Raw genomic sequence first — 17,677 nt, forward strand, 5'->3', positions numbered from 1 at the left:
CCCTCCCCCGCCACGCGGGGGAGGATCTCGGAGAGGCCGGTGGCGCTAAGCCGAGATCGTCTCGCGGACCAGCGCTCGGCGCAGCAGTTCTGCGGCGGCCTCGCCATTGCCGGCAGTGAGCAGGGGGGCGAGGCGGGCGAGGGCTGCGAGGTCGATCGTCGTGACGAGGCGATCGAGGAAGGCAGCATCGTCGGTCAAAAGGCTGCCGACGCAGGCGGCGGTAAACGAGGTGAGGAAGCGGTTGCCGCTGGCATTGGCGACTTCGAGCAGCAGCGCGGCAAGCCCGGTGCGCTTGGCCTCCGGCGTGCCGGCGGCGGCGAGGCTGCGCACCACTTCGGCGACCCGGCCGGCATGGCGGCGGCTGGCGGCTTCCGCGGCCACGGCGGGCTGGGTGTTTGCGATCGCCACCCAGAGTTCCTCGCTGACGCGGGCCGAGCCGAGCTTGCGCGACCAGGCGATCACCTCGGGGTTCAGCATGTCCCAGCGGCTGCGCTCGAGCACCAGGGTGCCGCGCTTGCGGCGGGTTTCGACGAGGCCTTTGGAGGCGAGCCCCTTGATCGCTTCGCGGAGCGCCGTGCGGCTGACGCCGAGATCGGCGCTCAGCTGATGCTCATTGGGGAGGATGCTGCCGACGGGGAAGTGGCCCGACGCAATGGCCTGGAAAATCTCGCGCGCTACCAGGCGATTGAGATCGTCCGGTTCGTGCTTGACGGTATTCAGCCCGCCAGGCGAGGCGACGGCCGAGTGGCGCAGGGGGATCGGGTCCGGGCGGCGATAGACGGTCACGCGTGCGGTCTTTCCAACAGCATTATGCCGGGTCGGCTCGCCACAGGAAGGCGAATCCACCCGGTTGTCATTCTCATTAGGTAGGATTTATACCTCAGGCTGCGTCGCCAAGGCAATGCCGGTGCGTCGCGACTCGAGGGAACCGCTTCACATGCCTACCATCGTCTGCTTCGGCGACTCCAATACCTGGGGCTGCCCGCCCTTCGCCAATATCGCCCAGACGCCGGACCGGATCGTGCCGGCGCGGCGCTGGGCCAATGTGCTGGGGCGCGAACTCGGGCCGGACAGCTGGATCGTCGAGGAGGGGCTCAGCGGCCGCACCACGGTGTTCGACGATCCGATCGAGGGCGTGCACAAGAACGGCTCGCGCACGCTGATCCCGATCCTCGAATCGCATGCGCCGATGGACGTCTTGATCGTCATGCTGGGCACCAACGACTTCAAGGACCAGCTGTCGATCACCGCCTATAACTCGGCGCGCGGCACGCTGACGCTGATCCAGATGATCAAGGGGCACTTCGCCATGGTGGAGCATCCGCCCGAGGTGCTGGTGGTGACGCCGCCTGCCATCACCGAAGATGCCGAGCCGGCGATGTGGGGCGTCGGCCACCAGCGCTGCCGCGACCACGCGCATTATCTCGAGCAGGTGGCGCACCGCACCGGGTGCTTCCATTTCGACGCCAACAAGGTGGTGCGGGCCGGGATCGACGGCATCCACATGGATGAGGCGGCGCACGAAGTTCTCGGCAAAGCCCTGGCGGTGGAGGTGCGCGCCATCCTCTCGATGCGAAACCTGCGTTGAGTGCTTTACATCATACATATTATTTAATAGTCGTGGAGGGGAAGGCGCAGTGAGCGCCTCGCGGCAGGCGCGCGTCGGGAGGATGCGGGCCGTTGCCATTGGGGAGGACATAATGAATTTGAGGAAACTGAGCGCGCTGGCGCTCGCCGCCATCATGGCTGCCGCAGCGCCGTTCGCCGCGCAGGCGCAGGAAGACGTGATCATCATGCTGGGCGGGCCGAGCTCGGATCCGTTCTGGGGCGCGGTGCAGCAGGGTTTCGACCAGGCCACCAAGGATTACGGCGTCAAGACGCAGTGGACGGCGCCGGCTGATTTCAACGACATCGTGCCGGTGTATACCAAGATGTTCGAAGCGGCGATCGCCCGGAAGCCGGCCGCTATCGCGGTAGGCAACTTCTTTCCCGAGCCGACCGAGCCCTTGATCAAGCAGGCGGCGGCCGAGGGCATCCCGGTGATCATCATCAACTCGGGCGGGTTCAAGTACCAGGAGCTGGGCGCCATCGGCTTTATCGGTGAAGACAGCTACCAGATGGGCTACCAGGGCGGCAAAGTGGCGGTCGGGAAGGGCGTGAAGAACGGCCTCTGCATCAACCAGATCGCCGCCAACCCGGTGCTGGAGCAGCGCTGCCAGGGCTATATCGATGCTGTCACCGAGGCGGGCGGCAAGGCCAAGATGGTGATCCTCGCGTCGGAGGATATCGGCAACAGCCAGAAGGTGCAGGCCGCGGTCAGCGCCATGCTGATGCAGGACCAGACGATCGACGGCATCGTGACGCTGGGCGTGGCGGTGGGTGTCGATGCGCTGGAATCGGTCAAGCAGGTGCGGGCCACCGGCCGCGCTGTCGATCTCGGCACCATGGACCTCGGCAATGCCGTGCTCGAGGCGGTAGCCGCCGGCGAGATGAGCTTTGCCTCCGACCAGCAGCCGTTCCTGCAGGGCTATTACGGCGTGATGATCCCCTTGATGTACAACAAGTACAAGATGGCCCCGTCGGGCGTGATCAGCGTCGGCCCCTACATGGTGACGCAGGAAAACGCCGCCGCCGTGCTGGCGGTGAACAAGAGCATTCCGGGCTCGCGCGGCGCGAACTGAGTGGCAGGGCAGGGCGGGGGAGTTGGACGCAACCCCGCCCTTAGCTCCCCTCCCCCTTGAGGGGAGGGGCGGGGGGGGGGGGGGTTCTGTGATCACCGATGGACCCCCCCCCCCCCCCCCCCCCCCCCCCCAGGCTCTCGCCTGAGCGTTGCCTTCCGCGCTAGCCTTCGAACTCCGACGGACCTGATGAAATGACCACTGCCATGGAAACCACCATCGCCGATCCGCCTGCCCCTCCGACCCGCTTCGGGCTCCTGGAGCGCCTGCTCAGGATCGTGTGGATCGGGCCACTGATCGCGGCTCTGGTGATCTACGTCTTCTTCGTCATCGTCGGCGGCGCCTCGGGGTTCTTTTCGATCCCGGGCACTGCTGGATGGCTCAACACCGCGGCGGAGCTGGGGATCATCGCACTGCCGGTGGGGCTGCTGATGATCTCGGGCGAGTTCGACCTTTCGACCGGCTCGGTGGTCGGCGCCGCTTCGATCATCGTGGCGCTGGGCACCGGGTTCTATGGGCTGCCGATCGAACTCACCATCGTCATGGCGCTGAGCCTCGGGGTCGGGGTCGGCTGCTTCAATGCGCTCTTGGTCAATGCCACGAAGCTCCCGAGCTTCATCGTGACGCTGGCCTCGAACTTCATTCTCGCCGGTACCGCGCTGGGGCTGAGCCGGCTGATCTCGGGCTCGTCCAACGTCTCGCTGAAAGATGCCGGCTGGGCCGAAGCGGTGCTGGGCTCGAAATGGATGTTCTTCAACGTCTCCGTGCTTTGGTACTTGCTCGCCGCCATCCTCGCCGCCTGGGTGCTGAAGCAGACCCGCTTCGGCAACTGGATCTTTGCCACCGGCGGCAACCCCGATGCGGCACGCCGCGCCGGTGTGCCGGTGGCGCGGGTCAAACTCATTCTCTTCATCTGGACGGCAGTATCGGCGGCCTTCGTCGGCATCATGTCGGCGGTGATGTACAATCAGGGCAACGCCGCCTCGGGGCAGGGCTATGTGTTCCAGACCGCTATCGCCGCGGTGATTGGCGGGGTGCTGCTGCAGGGCGGTTTCGGCTCGGTGATCGGTATCGTGCTCGGCACCTTCATCTACGGCATCGTCAGCCTCGGGCTGTTCTACACCGGCTGGCCCACCGACTGGCTCGCCACCTTCATCGGCGGGCTGCTGGTCATCGCCGTGCTCACCAACAACCTGATCCGCGAGCTGGCGCTGAACCGGGGAAAGAAGAAACTCTGATGACCGCGCTCATGACGCTCGAAGGCGTCACCCGCACCTTCGGCAACAACATCGCCCTCAACGATGTCAGCCTCGAAGCCCATCCGGGCGAGGTGCATTGCCTGCTCGGCGACAATGGCGCCGGCAAGTCGACGCTGATCAAGATCATGTCGGGAGTGACGCCGCCGACCATCGGCACGCTGACTTTCGACGGCAAGCCGGTCGCCTTCCGCTCGCCGCGCGACGCGCAGGCCCATGGCATCGGCACGGTGCACCAGGATGTGGGCTCGATCCCCTTGATCTCGGTGGCGCGCAACTTCTTTCTCGGGAACGAGCCGACCAAAGGCTGGGGGCCGTTCCGGCGGCTCGACCATCAGACGGCGAACCGCATCGCGCTCGAGCAGATCCGGCAGATGGGGATCCGCCGGATCGGTGATGCCGAGCAGCTGGTCGGCACCATGTCGGGCGGCGAGCGGCAGGCGCTGGCCATCGCCCGGGCGCTGTATTTCGGGGCCAAGCTCCTGATCCTCGACGAGCCCACTGCAGCGCTCGGGGTGAAGGAAAGCAAGATCGTCATCGACCTGATCAAGCAGGCGCGGGAGCAGGGCATCGCGCTGGTGTTCATCACGCACAATGCGACGCACGCGCTCAGCGTCGGTGACCGCTTTACCGTGCTGATCCAGGGGCGGGTCGCCAGCCAGTTCAAACGCGGCGAGAAGACCCGCGAAGAGGTGCTCAACCTGATGGCCGGTGGCGAGGAGTTCGATGCCGTGGGGCATGGGGATTGATGACGACTAGGGCCGAGCGTGGGGCCACCCCCACCCAGCGACGCTAGTTCGCTTTGCTCACAAGCTCTGCTGCCCTCCCACAAGGGGGAGGGAGAGCTGAGATCTCGGTGTGAGGGTCTCCCTCCCCCTTGTGGGGAGGGATCAAGGGTGGGGGTGGGGAGCCACCGGAGGAACGGGTTAGGCGGGGGAGCCAATGAACTATCAATCGCAATCGGCGCCGGTAGAGGGGCATGTGGCGCCCGGCTTTGAGGCGGTGGCGGAGGAGTTTGCGCGCAATTTCACGGTGCGCGGCGATGTCGGGGCGGCGTTCGCCGCGGTGCATAGGGGGACGCTCGTGGTCGACCTCTGGGGCGGCATGGCGGCGCCGGGGCGGCCGTGGCAGGCCGATACGCTGCAGGTGATCTATTCGGGCACCAAGGGGCTGTTCGCCGGGTGCGTCTTGAAGCTGGTGGAGCGCGGGCAGCTCGACCTCAACGCACCGGTGGCGCGGTACTGGCCGGAATTCGCGCAGAACGGCAAAGCCCGGGTGCTGGTGCGGCATGTCACTTCGCACTCGGCCGGCCTGCCGGGGATCGCGACGTCGCTGCGCGCCGCCGACTACACTGACTACGCCCGCATGGAAGCGCTGCTGGCGGCGCAGCCGCTGGCCGCCGACCCCAACGCCTTCCACTGCTACCACCCGGTGACCATCGGCTGGCTGGTGGGCGCTTTGGTGCGGCGCGTCGACGGGCGGACGCTTGGCCGGTTCTTCGCCGAGGAGATCGCGGGGCCGCTGGGGCTCGATGCCTTTATCGGGCTCCCCGAGTCGCTGGAGCCGCGGGTCGGGCGGATCGAACTGGGGCCGGGCATGCTGCCGTTCGACGAGGCGTTCGGACCGGAGCAGCGGGCCGACCCGGTGTTCGCTTCGATCTGGGGTAACCCGCCGCTGTTCCCCGAGGAACTCCCCTGGAACACCCGCGCCTACCACGCGGCCGAGATCGGCGGCGCCGGCGGCATCGCCACGGCGCGCTCGATGGCGCGCTATTATGGGGCGATGGCGCAGGGCGGCAGCATCGATGGGGTCGAGATTCTGAGGCCGGAAACGGTGGCCCTGGGGCGGGCCGAGCAGAGCCGCTTCATGGACCCCTATATCGCCGAAGCCATGGCGTTCGGCGTCGGCTGGGCGCTGCAGACGCCACAGGGCCGGTTCGGCCCGGCGCCGGACGCGTTCGGACACTCCGGCGCGGGCGGCTCGATCCACGGGGGCTGGCCGACCGAACAAGTGGGGTTCAGCTACACCATGAACCAGATGCGCGGCGACCCGGAGGATCTGAGGTCACGGCATGTGCTGAAGCGGTTGTATGAGATTGTGCGGTAGGGGCGCCAAGCGCACCAGCCCTAACTGATCACCAACCGCGAAATCCGTCCGCCGGTCAGCGTGAATGCCATGGTGCCTTCGCCGTTGTAGCCATTGCCGCTGACGGCCAACCGCACCCGGTACGCGTCAGCCCCATTGGGCTCGACCTCGAGCAGGCGGAATTTCGACTGCACGCCGATATTGTCTGTCTTGTTCCACTCGGCGATGCCGGCGCGGCCAGTGAAGTCGCGGCCCCAGTCACTGAGGAAAGCGTCCGGGGTGAAGGCTTCGAGGAAGGCAGCGGTGTCGCCGCCATTGGTGGCGTCGATGAAGCGCTGGATGACCGGCGGGGTGGTGCTCATGCGAGGGCTCCGGGTGGGTAGGCCGGATGAAAGCTTACTGCATACTCGGTGTGCTTGGCGCCCCTCACCCTGACCCTCTCCCCAGAGGGGCGAGGGGACGCACTTTGCGCCGACCGTGCCACACCGCGGGGTGAGGGCGCTAGGCGCAAGGCCTTACGGGAACAGCACCGCGAAAACCGACCGACCGTCGGTCCCAAATCCCTACGACTTTTTGCGCAACGGCGAGTCCCAGCGTCCCGCTTGACCGGGGATCGCTACCCGTGTCATCGTTCAGCCTATGGATAGGCGTTCAGCATAGTGAACGACGGTGCACAAGACGCCGACCACGAAGTCTCGCCTGTCCCCGACCGATCATCACGCCTCCCGATGCCCGGGAGGCGATGACCCGCTCGTGTTCCTTGGGAGGAAAGCAACGTGTCCAAGACCACCCTAACGCAGTTCACGCCCAGCCGGCGTGCTGTTCTTGCCGGTCTCGCCGCCTCGCCGTTCGCGCTTGCCGCCGGCAGCCATTTCGCCATGGCGCAGCCGACCAGCGGCACGCTGTCGATCGGCATCCTCGATTGGGCCGAAACCGGCATCAAGCCGGTGTTTGCCGCCTATGAGGCGGCCCGTCCGGGCGTCAAGATCGACTACTCGATCCTGCCGGGCGATGGCCCGGGCTTGCGCCAGGCGCTGCTGTCGCGCCGCCTCGCCAACAAGCTGCCCGATATCACCTATCTTGCCGATATCTTCGCGACCCAGTTCGCCAATGCGCAGGTCACCGCCGACATGCGGCCGTTCCTGACCTCGGGCGGCCCGATCACCATGACCTCGCTGGCCAAGCCCTTCCTCGACCAGTACCTGGTCACTTCGGGCCCGAACAAGGACGGCATTTTCGGCCTGCCGATCGGCGCCGATACCGTGGTGCTCTACTACAACAAGAAGCACTTCGATGACGCCGGCATCCCGTACCCGAACGACGACTGGACGTTTGAAAAGCAGATCGAGGTCGCGACCCAGCTCACCCAGAAGAACGGCAACGTCACCACCCGCTACGGCCTCGCCGCCTCGGTGCCGTGGCACGCGACTTACGTGCCGGGCATCGAAGCTTTCGGCGATACGCTGCTCGACGAAAACAACATGTACAAGCTGCAGACCGAAGCGGCGATCAAGGTCTTCACCATGTACTGGGACCAGGTGAAGGCCGGCATCATCGCCTCCTCGCCGCAGCAGACCCAGCTCGGCGGCGGCTACCAGGCCTTCGGCGCCGGCACCGTGTCGATGCTGCAGTCGGTGCGGGCGCTGACCCCGCTGATCCGCTCGGTCACCACGGACGATTGGGATGTGGCGCTCGAGCCAAAGATCAACGGCGTGCGCAAGACCGGCATGGGCTCGATCGCCCAGGCGATCACTCCGCAGGGCATGGCGAACAACCAGGAGCTCGCCTACGACTACCTCAACTGGTTCTATTCCGAAGACGGCGGCATGAAGATCCTTGCCGCGGGCTACGGCACCGTGCCGCCGGTCGAGGCGCTCTACAACAGCCCGATCTGGACCGAACTGCCGGGCCCGCCCTACGACAACCGCGTGTTCGCCGAGTCCATCCAGTATGGCGCGATGAACCCGACTTCGATCCCGGCCGACGTGCAGGTGGTGGTCGATACCGAACTGGCGAAAGCCGAAGAGTCGGTCGTCCTCAACAACGTGCCGGTGGCCGACGCACTGAAGGCCGCCGAAGCGGTGATCAACGAGGCGATGGCCCGCGTCATGGCGGCCGGCGGCTGATCAGACAAGGCATGCCGCCGCACTCCTTCAGCGGCGGCAATCAGGAACCGGCTGTGTCCTCCCGCAGCCGGTTCTCCTTTCCACAACGGGATCGACCCCTTTGAGCAAGACCGACACCGCCGACGAGGCCGGCATGTCTGCGATGGCGCGGCCCGCGCCGCGCCGCAGATCGAGCCGCACCGACTCCCCGTTCTGGGCCGCCCTGTTCGTCGGGCCCAACGTGGTCCTGTTCACCGCCTTCATGGTCATCCCCATCGTCTGGGGCCTGGCGCTCAGCCTGTTCGACTGGAACCTGATCTACGAGCCGCGCTTCGTCGGGCTCGACAATTATGTTGCGCTGCTGAACGACGCCCGCGCCGTGAACTCGGTGTGGAAGACGGCCTATCTGTTGGTCCTCGGCGTGGTGCCGACGGTGTTCCTGTCGTTCATCCTCGCGGCGCTGATCAACACCAATTTCCCCGGCTACAGCGTGTTCCGCACGATGTACCTGCTGCCGATCGTCATTTCGCTGGTCGCTTCGGCGGTGCTCTGGCGTTTCATGTACGATCCGCGCGTCGGCCCGATCGCGCAATTGCTGAGCTTCTTCGGGGTTTCCGGGCCCAACTGGCTGCAGGATACCACCTGGGCAATGCCCGCTTTGTCGCTGGTGATCGTCTGGCTGCGGCTGCCGCTCGGCATCATCCTCTACCTGGCGGCCCTGCAACAGATTAACCCGCAATTGCTGGAAGCCGCCGAGATCGACGGGGCCGGCCCGTGGCAGAAGCTTCGCCACATCATCTGGCCTAACGTCATGCCGGTGACGCTCTTGATCCTGGTGCTGACGCTGCGCGGCATCATCTTCGACAGTTTTGACATCGCCTTCGTCATGACCAAGGGCGGGCCGCTCAACTCGACCGATATCCTCGCGGTCTACATCTACGACCTGGCCTTCGCCCAGCTGCGGCTCGGCTATGCCTCGGCGCTCTCGACCGTGCTGTTCGTCATCGTCACCATCCTCGCGCTGATCTTCAACCCGCCGCGCCGGCGCCCGACCAACGGAGACCCGCTATGAGTGCAGGACACCACTGGCGCCGCCGCTTCCATGTTTCCACAGTGGTCTTTTTCGGCCTGCTGATGGCCGCGCCGTTCTACTGGATGGTGATCAATTCGTTCAAATCGAGCCGCGAGGTGGTCGCCTATCCGCCAACCTGGTGGCCGACCGAGTGGCATTTCGAGAACGTCTTCGCGGCGCTCACCTTCCTCGACAGCACCGCCATCGTAAACTCGGTGATTTTCACCGCTGTCATCACCATCACCCAGCTGACCCTGGTGGTGATGACCGGCTTTGCGCTGGCCAAGATGCAGTTCTTCGGCCGGGGCGCGCTGCTGGGCCTGTTCATCATGACGCTGTTCGTGCCGGGGCAGGTGGCGACGATCCCGACCTTCATCCTGGTGCGCAACCTCAACTGGATCGACACCTTCATGGGGCTCTGCATCCCCATCATCGCGCAGACCAGCTTCGGGGTGTTCATCTTCCGGCAGTTCTACATCTCGATGCCCAACGAAATCCTCGATGCAGCCAAGATCGACGGCGCCAACTGGGGGCAGATTTTCGTCAGGATCGTGCTGCCGCTTTCCGGCCCGCCGATTGCCGCCTATACCGCGGTGACGGTGCTGACCGCGTGGAACATGTATGCCTGGCCGCTGATCTCGACGACGGAGCGGGACATGCGGGTGCTGCCGCTTGCCCTGGCCGGGCTCGGCCAATCCTTCTCGCAGACGCCGCCCAACATCGCCATGATGGCGGTGCTGCTGTCGACACTGCCGATCATCATCTTCTTTATTCTCTGCCAACGCTATTTCATCAACGGCCTCGGCGGCTCGTTGAAGGAATGAGCAGGAACTAGCTGGAGCTTATCGTGACTACAGTACCAGTCTGCCTCGTCGGGTGCGGCGGCATGGGGAGCCGGCATGTGCAGGGCTTTGCCCGGTTGCAGCGTTCGGGCCTCAGCAATGTCCGGCTCGTCGCGGTGTGCGACGTGCGGCAGGATAATGCCGAGCGGGTGGCCGGCGAAGCCGAGAAGCTGCTCGGCTACCGGCCGAAGATCCACCTCGCGATCGACGACGCGGTGGCTGATCCGGAGATCGCGGCATTCGACGTGGTGACCGAGGCGTTCAGCCACCTCTCGGTGGTGCTGCCCGCGCTGCGGGCCGGCAAGCACGTGCTCTGCGAAAAACCGCTGGCGCTGACGGTGCGCTCCTGCCAGGCGCTGATCGATGCGGCGAAGGCCGGTGGCGCGGTGCTGGCGACGGCCGAGAACTATCGGCGCGACCCGACCAACCGGCTGGCCAAGGCAGTGATCGATTCCGGCGTGCTGGGGCCTGTTCATCTGATGGTGCAGACGATGATCGGCGGCAATGACCGGATCATCATCACGCCGTGGCGGCACTTCAAGGACAAGGGCGCCATCGGGCTCGACATGGGGGCGCACCTCACCGACATCGTGCAGTACTATTTCGGGCCGTTCCGGGCGGCGTTCGGCAAGGGTTTCATCGCCGAGCCGATCCGCCGCCGGCAGGAAAAGCCGGAGATGCAGACCGAGGCCTACCTGAAGCGCTTCCTCGAAATCCCGGCTGAGATCACCGCGACGGGCGAGGACTCGTTCGCCGCGACTTTCACCATGCAGTCGGGCCTGATGGTGCAGATGGCCTATGTCGCCTCGGGGCCGGGCAAGGGCTACAACCAGCGCACCGTGCACGGGCAGCGCGGCTCGCTCGAAATCTTCAACGATCGCACCGGCAAAGCGCCGATCCTCCACACCGCCGAGGGCGATCTCACCGGACAGGCGCTGGCCGACAAGGTCGGCTTCGCCCTCGATGAGCTGACTCAAACGCTCTATGGCGGGGTGTCCTACGAACTCGACTGGGCCGAAACGGACTCGGGCCTCCTCGCCATCGAGATCCACGATTTTGCCGCCGCCATCATGGAGGGTCGGCCGCCGGAAGTGGATGGACATGGGGGCCTCACCGCCGTCGCCTCGGTGCTCGCTGCCTATGAGAGCGGCATTGCCGGCCGGGCGGTGAGCATGGACGAGGTGCTGACCAGCGCCGTTTCGACCTACCAGGATGAGATTGACGCCGATCTCGGGCTGTTGCCCAAGTCGAACGCGGCCTGAAGGGGGACACCATGACCGATGCAGCTTTCGCCGCCATCCCGCTGATCGTCCAGAAGCTCGGCCCCAAGCAGATCGCCTTCGTGGTGCGCGACCTCGAGGCCGCGACGAGGCAATGGTGGGATCTGCTGCGCATCGGCCCTTGGACGGCCTGGGAATATACGCCGGAGATCCTAGAGGATATGACCTACAAGGGGGCTCCGGCCCAGTTCGGGCTGAAGCACGCCCTCGCCTGGAAGGATGGCGTGCAGTTCGAGCTGGTCGAACCCACCACCGGCCCATCGTTCTTTGCCGATCAGCTGGCGAGCTCCGGCGAAGGCCTCAACCATATCGGCATCCACGTGATGGAGAACCATGCCGAGGCGGTTGCCGAGCTCGAAGCTGCCGGTTTCACCCGCCTGCAGTCCGCCCGGGGCTTTGGCGGCGATGGCAGCGGCGCCTTCGTCTATTTCACCTCCGAAAAGCTCAACGGCCTCGTGCTCGAGCTGATCAGTCCGCCGGCGACCCGCCGCACACCGCTATTCGTCTACCCCGCGCCTGAGGGCGATCGCACATGAAGAGTCACCGAACTCTCCGTGGTCCTCCACCGCGCAGCGGGGTCCGGATGAGGGCCAAGGCCCTCACCGCGGGGGGACCAGCGAAGCTGGTGGAGGGGGCGACCCCAAACACCGGCGCATCCTGCCGCCCCCTCCACCGCCTTCGGCGGTCCCCCTCCCCCGCTGCGCGGTGGAGGACCACCGAGAGTCCCGTGCACGTGAACCGTGCCCTATTGCCCTATCCCCTGCCTGAGGAAGCAAAGTGAAGATCGAGCGTATCGATACCTACGTCGCGCATAACTGGATGTTCGTCGAAGTGACGACGGATAGCGGGCTCAAAGGCGTGGGCGAATCCACCTTCTTCGGCTTTCCCGAGGCGACGGCATCGGTGGCCAAGGGCTTTGGCGAGCGGCTGGTCGGCGAAGATCCGTTGCGCATCGAGTACCATAACCTGAGCCTCTACCGGGCTTATTCGATGCGCGGCATGGCCATTGGCGGCGCCATCTCGGCGATCGACCAGGCGCTGTGGGATATCAAGGGCAAGCACTACCAGGCGCCGGTCTGGGACCTGTTGGGCGGCCGGGTGCGCGACAAGGTGCGCGTCATGCTGGTGATCCCCTATGGCACGGCCGAGGAAGTGGCGGCGAGCTGCAAGGCCGCCGCCGAGGACGGCTATACCGCGCTCAAGGTGATGGTCTACCAGCCCGAGCACCACCTGATGGCGTTCGGCGCCAAGGTGAAGGACATGGTCGAGCGCCTGGCGCTGATCCGCGAAGTGGTGGGCTGGGATGTCGAGATCGGCATTGAGCTGCATCGCAACATGGCGCTGGGCGAATCCATCGCGGCGATCCGCGAGTTCGAGCAGTTCCGGCCGCTGTTCGTCGAAGATCCGATTCCGCCCGATAGCGTGTTGAGCTTCGGCGAGGTGTCGCAGAAGTCGCGCGTGCCGATGGCGGCGGGCGAGCGCAACACCTCGATCTGGGAATTCCGCGAGTATGTCGAGCATGGCGGGGTGCATCACATCCGCCCCGATGTCGGCATTGCCGGCGGCATCACCCAAACCCGCAAGATCTGCGCGCTGGCCGAGGCGCATCATCAGGGCATCATCCCGCACGCCGTGCCCTCGGGCCCGGTGGCGACCGCGGCGCAGGTGCAGCTCGGCTTTGCCGTGCCGAACTGGGAAGTGACGGAGCACATGCTGCAGGACCGCGCGCCCTGGACCAAGGCAGTGAAGGCGATCGTCCCTGTCATTAACGGCCATTGGCTGCCCAACGAGACCCCCGGCCTCGGCGTCGAACTCGACCACGAGGGGCTGAAGACCATCCCTGTCATCAACAAGGTGCCGCCGACCTCGCTGAAGACCGATGGCTCGGTGGCATTCCGGTAGGCGCCCGTGATCGTCGACAGCCACACTCACGCCTGGGCGCGCTGGCCGTATGAGCCAGAGGTGCCCGACGAGGCCACCAAGGGCTCGGTCGAGCACCTGATCCACGAGATGGATCAGAACGGCGTCGCCGAGGCGGTGATCGTCTCGGCGCGGATCGAAAAGAACCCCGACAACAACGCCTATGGAGCGGCGGCGGTGCGCCGCTACCCCAAGCGCCTGCACCAGTTCGCCGATGTCGATTGTGTGTGGTCGCCCGAGTATCACACGCCGGGTGCGGTGGAGCGGTTGCGGGTGGCGGCGGAGACGCTGCCGATCAAGGGGTTTACCCACTATGTGGGCGATAATGACGGCTGGTTCCGTTCCGACGAGGGCCGGGCGTTCTTCAAGCTCGCCGCCGAGCGGAAGCTGATCGCCTCGATCGCCATGGGGCCAGCCTGGGCGGCAGACCTGGGCGCGATCTGCGCTGAGAACCCCGATCTGGTGGTGCTGCTGCACCACATGGGCGGGGTCAGTTCAACCGACCCGCGTTCGTCGCTCGAGACGATCGCGACGCTGGCGCAGCACCCCAATGTCCACATCAAGCTGTCGGGCTTTCACTATGCGGTGGGGCTCGAGAATGGCTGGGACTATCCGCACCCGAGCGCCATGTGGATCGCCGAGGGGCTCTATGCCGCCTTTGGCGCCAACCGGCTGTGCTGGGGGTCGGACTTCCCGGCGCTCAGCCGCGCCATGACCTACAGGCAGGCGCTCGAAATCGTGCGCGTCCATTGCCGTTTTCTGCAACCGGGGGATCTCGAGCCGATCCTCGGCGGCACGCTCAAGCGGCTGCTCGACAACGCCGCGCCAACGAGGACTTTCTGATGAACGCGCCCGCGCGCCCCGAGACCATGTTCCGTTCGCTCAACCCGGCCACCGGCGAGCAGTTCGGCAGCTATCGCCTGCATGACGGCTCGGAAGTCGAAGCGGCGCTCGAGCGCAGTTTCGCCGCCTGGGGCAGGGTTCGCGACGCAGGGGTCGAAAAACGTGCCCAGCTGCTGCTCGCCTTGGCCGACCGTCTCGACGCCAATCTCGAAGCCTTCGCGCGGCTGATGACCCTGGAGATGGGCAAGCCCATCAACGAAGCGCGCGGCGAGATCAGGAAATGCGCCGCCACCTGCCGCACCACGGCGGAGCTCGGACCGGGCTGGCTGGAGCCGCTGGCGGTGAAGAGCCCGGCGCGCGGCAGCCGGGTGCGCTATGAGGGGCTGGGGCCGATCCTCGCCATCATGCCGTGGAATTTTCCGTTCTGGCAGGTGATCCGTTTCTTCGCGCCGGCCTTCCTCGCCGGCAACACCACGATCGTCAAGCACGCCGAGAACGTACCGGCTTCGGCCGAGGCGCTGGAAAAGGTGTTCACTGAGGCCGGCATGCCGGATGGGGTGCTGGTCAACCTGCGCGTCGATCACCCGACGGTGGGAAAGCTCATCGCCGACCACCGCATCCGCAGCGTCACCGTTACCGGCAGCGTCAGGGCAGGGCGGACTATTGCCGGGCTTGCCGGCGCTGCGGGAAAGAAAGCGGTGCTGGAGCTCGGTGGCTCCGATCCGTTCATCGTCTTTGCTGATGCCGATTTCAACGCCGCGGTGAAGCTGGCGGTGGCGGCGCGGCACAATAATTCGGGGCAGAGCTGCGTCTGCGCCAAGCGCTTCCTGGTCGAGCAATCGATCGCCGCCGATTTCACCGAGGCCTTCGTCGAGGGCACGCGCAAGCTGAGTTATGGCGACCCGCTGGATGAAAAGCATGGGCTGGGGCCGCTGGCGCGCGCCGACCTCAGGGCCGGGCTGCAGGACCAGCTCGATCGCAGCGTCGCCGGTGGGGCGCGCGTGGCGCTGGCTGGCGGCACCGTCGATGGGCCGGGCTTCTTCTTCGCGCCGAGCGTCCTGACCAATGTTGCCGATGACAATGTCGCGGCGCGCGAAGAGCTGTTCGGGCCGGTGGCGCCGATCTTTGCCTTCGCCGACGAGGCCGAAGCGTTGCGCATCGCCAATGGCACCGAGTTCGGGCTGGCCGCGGCGGTGTGGACGCGCGACGAGGACCGGGCGCGCCGCATGGAACAGGCGGTTGAGGCCGGCGCGGTGTTCATCAACGACATGGTGCGCTCGGACGCGCATATCTCGTTCGGCGGCATCAAGTCCTCCGGCTATGGCCGCGAACTGGGGCAGGTCGGCATCACCGAATTCACCAACGCCAAGACCGTGTGGATTGGCTGAATACTATGACGATCTACAACCTGCCGAGACCTTTACGCGTTGGCTTCGCCTCAAATGCCGATACCTTTGCGCGGATGGCTGATGAGGAAGCGATCGAGGCGCTCTCCAGCCTTGGCAGTTTCGAGCATCACCTCTGCGATGAACCCTCGAGCTGGGATGAGGCGCCGCCGGAGAATTCCGCGGCGATCGACAAGCTGGTGGCCTTTGCCAGCAGCCTCGATGCGCTCCTGGTCTGTCACGGCTCGCCGCGGCTCACCGGTGCCATTCTCGACCGGCTGCCGAACCTCAAGTTCATTGCCGAAGTCGAAGGCGATCGCTTCAGCCAGCGCATCGATGTCAACGCCGCCGCCGAGCGCGGCGTCACCGTGGTCGATACCACCAATGGCTCGTCCTATCCGGTGGCCGAATGGGCGCTGGCCATGGCGATGATCGGGCTCCGCAATGCCGGGGCGCTGTTCCGCCGGATGATCGATGGCGAAGTGCTGTTCCAGAAATGGGCCGAGCGCGTCGCCGATCCCGGCTTCAACGGTGAGCTCACCGGCCGCAGCGTCGGGCTGATCGGCGCCGGCTATATCGGCCGCCGGCTGATTGAGCTGCTGCAGCCGTTCCAGGCCGATATCTACGCGTTCGATCCCTATGCGCCGCGCGTCCTCGCCGACATTTACGACATCACGCTGACCTCGCTGGAGCAGGTGATGGCGTGCGACGTGGTGATCTCTCTGGTGCCGCTGACGCCGGAGACCAAAGGGATGGTCGGCGAGAAGGAATTGAACCTCCTCCGGCCGCGCTCGGTGTTCGTCAATGTGTCGCGCGGCGCGGTGGTCGACCAGGCCGCGCTGATCCGCCGGCTGGTGCGCGGCGACGTGGTCGCCTCGCTGGACGTGTTCGATCCCGAGCCGCTCGAGGCGGATTCGCCGCTCAGGACCATGCACAATGTCTTCCTCACCCCGCATATTGCCGGCGTCACAGCACCCTGCGGGCCGCGCTTCCTGACGCTGGCCGCCGACGAGATTGCCCGCAAGTTCGCCGGGCACCGCACCCGGCATGACCTGGTGCCGCGCGCCGGAGTGAAGTCATGATAACAGGCGATCTCGCCGCCCGCCGCCAGGCGGGGACGCTCAAAATGGGCTATTGCGTGCCGGCCTTCGCCATGCCGAGCCCGGGGTTGTTCCGCGTGCCCAATGTGGCGCGGATCGAGGATGTCGACGTGCTCGGCAATGCCCGCGAAGCGGAGCGGCTGGGCTTTGACTCGCTGTGGGTGTGCGACCACCTGATGTTGGGGCGCGAGCAGGCGGTGCTCGAGGGCTGGACCACGCTGGCGATGATCGCCGGCGCCACCAGCCGGGCGCAGCTCGGGCTGATCCACCAGGCCAACCTGTTCCGCGCGCCGCAGATTGCCGCCAAGATGATGTCGACGCTCGACCTCCTCTCCGGCGGCCGCTTCATCCACTTCTTCGAGGCTGGCATGGGCCGTCCCGAGCAGGTGGCCTATGGCCTCGATTGGGACGACAACCATGATGCGCGGGTCGAGCGGCTGGAAGAAGCGATCAACCTGATCAAGGCGCTCTACGCCTCGGACAGGCCGATCGATTTCAACGGCAAGTTCTATCAGTTGACCCAAGCGCAACTGGCGCCGAAGCCGGCGCAGGCGCACATTCCGGTCTGGCTGGGCGAGGCGTTCGATCCGGTGATCGAGCTCAGCGGTCGCATCGCCGATGGCTGGAATTCGACGCCCGTGACGTTGAGCGAGCTGGCCCGGCGGCTGGGCTTGCTCGATGCCTCGCTGGCGAGAGCCGGACGGTCGCGCGCCCAAGTGGAGATTAGCTTCGAGACGCAGATCCTCGTTGCGCCGGATCTCGCAACGCTGCGCCGCAAGGTGGCGGAGCTGGTCGAACGGATGGTCGAGACCAAGTCGGGCGAGCCGCAGCCGGAGGTGATCGATTTCGTCGCCGGCCGGGTCGACCGGCTGCCCGAGGCGATGACCGGACCGTGGATCATCGGCACCGCCAAAGAGGCGAAGGCGCGGATCGTCGAATTGCGCGGGCAGGGGGTCGATCACCTGATGCTGTGGTTCATGGATGCCCCGGAGACGGATGGGATGGCGTATTTCATGGAGGAGGTCGCGCCGGGGTTTCGGTGACTGTGCACGGGCGGTGCGGCAATCCTCCCCCGCGTGGCGGGGGAGGGGGACCAGCGAAGCTGGTGGAG

General features: G+C 66.0%; 17 protein-coding genes. 15 read left to right on the plus strand and 2 right to left on the minus strand.

Features of this window, described 5'->3' with window-relative positions; all coding sequences use genetic code 11:
- Positions 1 to 45: 45 nt before the first annotated feature.
- Positions 46 to 786, minus strand: a complete 741-nt coding sequence (locus ASC68_RS08150) for a GntR family transcriptional regulator (protein WP_055877593.1) — start codon at positions 784 to 786, stop codon at positions 46 to 48.
- A gap of 151 nt (positions 787 to 937) precedes the next feature.
- Between ASC68_RS08150 and ASC68_RS08155 the strand changes: the two genes are divergently transcribed.
- The 5 genes from ASC68_RS08155 (at position 938) to ASC68_RS08175 (ending at position 6,040) form a co-directional block, all read left to right on the plus strand.
- A complete protein-coding gene (locus ASC68_RS08155; RefSeq protein WP_055877595.1) occupies positions 938 to 1,588 on the plus strand; it encodes a GDSL-type esterase/lipase family protein in 651 nt (216 codons plus the stop codon).
- A gap of 112 nt (positions 1,589 to 1,700) precedes the next feature.
- Positions 1,701 to 2,681 carry a substrate-binding domain-containing protein gene (locus tag ASC68_RS08160; protein WP_055877596.1) on the plus strand — a complete coding sequence of 327 codons (981 nt, stop codon included), beginning with the start codon at positions 1,701 to 1,703 and terminating at the stop codon, positions 2,679 to 2,681.
- A 191-nt stretch (positions 2,682 to 2,872) separates the two neighbouring features.
- The gene (locus ASC68_RS08165) at positions 2,873 to 3,916 is read left to right on the plus strand and encodes an ABC transporter permease (protein ID WP_248310510.1); all 1,044 of its coding nucleotides are present in this window, start codon (positions 2,873 to 2,875) and stop codon (positions 3,914 to 3,916) included.
- Entirely contained in the window at positions 3,916 to 4,683 is a 768-nt protein-coding gene (locus ASC68_RS08170; protein ID WP_248310511.1) for an ATP-binding cassette domain-containing protein, read from the plus strand. The genes ASC68_RS08165 and ASC68_RS08170 overlap by 1 nt, the downstream gene beginning before the upstream one ends.
- A gap of 193 nt (positions 4,684 to 4,876) precedes the next feature.
- Positions 4,877 to 6,040 (plus strand): serine hydrolase domain-containing protein, encoded by a 1,164-nt coding sequence (locus ASC68_RS08175; RefSeq protein ID WP_055877602.1) that lies wholly within the window; start codon positions 4,877 to 4,879, stop codon positions 6,038 to 6,040.
- Between the two features lie 20 nt (positions 6,041 to 6,060).
- On the opposite strand, the gene ASC68_RS08180 is transcribed toward ASC68_RS08175, so the two are convergent.
- On the minus strand, positions 6,061 to 6,381 hold the full coding sequence (locus ASC68_RS08180; protein WP_055877604.1) for a nuclear transport factor 2 family protein: 321 nt from the start codon (positions 6,379 to 6,381) through the stop codon (positions 6,061 to 6,063).
- Between the two features lie 414 nt (positions 6,382 to 6,795).
- On the opposite strand from ASC68_RS08180, the gene ASC68_RS08185 reads away from it, so the two are divergent.
- From ASC68_RS08185 to ASC68_RS08230, 10 genes are all read left to right on the plus strand, one after another.
- Entirely contained in the window at positions 6,796 to 8,145 is a 1,350-nt protein-coding gene (locus tag ASC68_RS08185) for an extracellular solute-binding protein (protein WP_055877607.1), read from the plus strand.
- Between the two features lie 100 nt (positions 8,146 to 8,245).
- Positions 8,246 to 9,196, plus strand: coding sequence for a sugar ABC transporter permease (locus ASC68_RS08190; RefSeq protein WP_055877608.1), 951 nt, complete (start codon positions 8,246 to 8,248; stop codon positions 9,194 to 9,196).
- Positions 9,193 to 10,020 carry a carbohydrate ABC transporter permease gene (locus ASC68_RS08195; protein WP_055877611.1) on the plus strand — a complete coding sequence of 276 codons (828 nt, stop codon included), beginning with the start codon at positions 9,193 to 9,195 and terminating at the stop codon, positions 10,018 to 10,020. The genes ASC68_RS08190 and ASC68_RS08195 overlap by 4 nt, the downstream gene beginning before the upstream one ends.
- Before the next feature lie 23 nt (positions 10,021 to 10,043).
- Complete coding sequence (locus ASC68_RS08200; protein ID WP_156387287.1) at positions 10,044 to 11,300, plus strand: Gfo/Idh/MocA family oxidoreductase; 1,257 nt, start codon at positions 10,044 to 10,046, stop codon at positions 11,298 to 11,300.
- Between the two features lie 11 nt (positions 11,301 to 11,311).
- Positions 11,312 to 11,854, plus strand: a complete 543-nt coding sequence (locus ASC68_RS08205) for a VOC family protein (protein ID WP_055877617.1) — start codon at positions 11,312 to 11,314, stop codon at positions 11,852 to 11,854.
- Between the two features lie 241 nt (positions 11,855 to 12,095).
- Complete coding sequence (locus ASC68_RS08210) at positions 12,096 to 13,220, plus strand: mandelate racemase/muconate lactonizing enzyme family protein (RefSeq protein WP_055877621.1); 1,125 nt, start codon at positions 12,096 to 12,098, stop codon at positions 13,218 to 13,220.
- Positions 13,221 to 13,226: 6 nt separating this feature from the next.
- Entirely contained in the window at positions 13,227 to 14,081 is an 855-nt protein-coding gene (locus ASC68_RS08215; RefSeq protein WP_055877623.1) for an amidohydrolase family protein, read from the plus strand.
- On the plus strand, positions 14,081 to 15,469 hold the full coding sequence (locus tag ASC68_RS08220; RefSeq protein ID WP_248310512.1) for an aldehyde dehydrogenase family protein: 1,389 nt from the start codon (positions 14,081 to 14,083) through the stop codon (positions 15,467 to 15,469). The genes ASC68_RS08215 and ASC68_RS08220 overlap by 1 nt, the downstream gene beginning before the upstream one ends.
- A 5-nt stretch (positions 15,470 to 15,474) precedes the next feature.
- Positions 15,475 to 16,548, plus strand: a complete 1,074-nt coding sequence (locus ASC68_RS08225; protein ID WP_055877626.1) for an NAD(P)-dependent oxidoreductase — start codon at positions 15,475 to 15,477, stop codon at positions 16,546 to 16,548.
- On the plus strand, positions 16,545 to 17,609 hold the full coding sequence (locus ASC68_RS08230) for an LLM class flavin-dependent oxidoreductase (protein ID WP_055877629.1): 1,065 nt from the start codon (positions 16,545 to 16,547) through the stop codon (positions 17,607 to 17,609). The genes ASC68_RS08225 and ASC68_RS08230 overlap by 4 nt, the downstream gene beginning before the upstream one ends.
- Positions 17,610 to 17,677: the final 68 nt, after the last annotated feature.

The organism is Devosia sp. Root105 (assembly GCF_001424865.1).
In the GTDB taxonomy this organism is placed as follows: Bacteria; Pseudomonadota; Alphaproteobacteria; order Rhizobiales; family Devosiaceae; genus Devosia_A.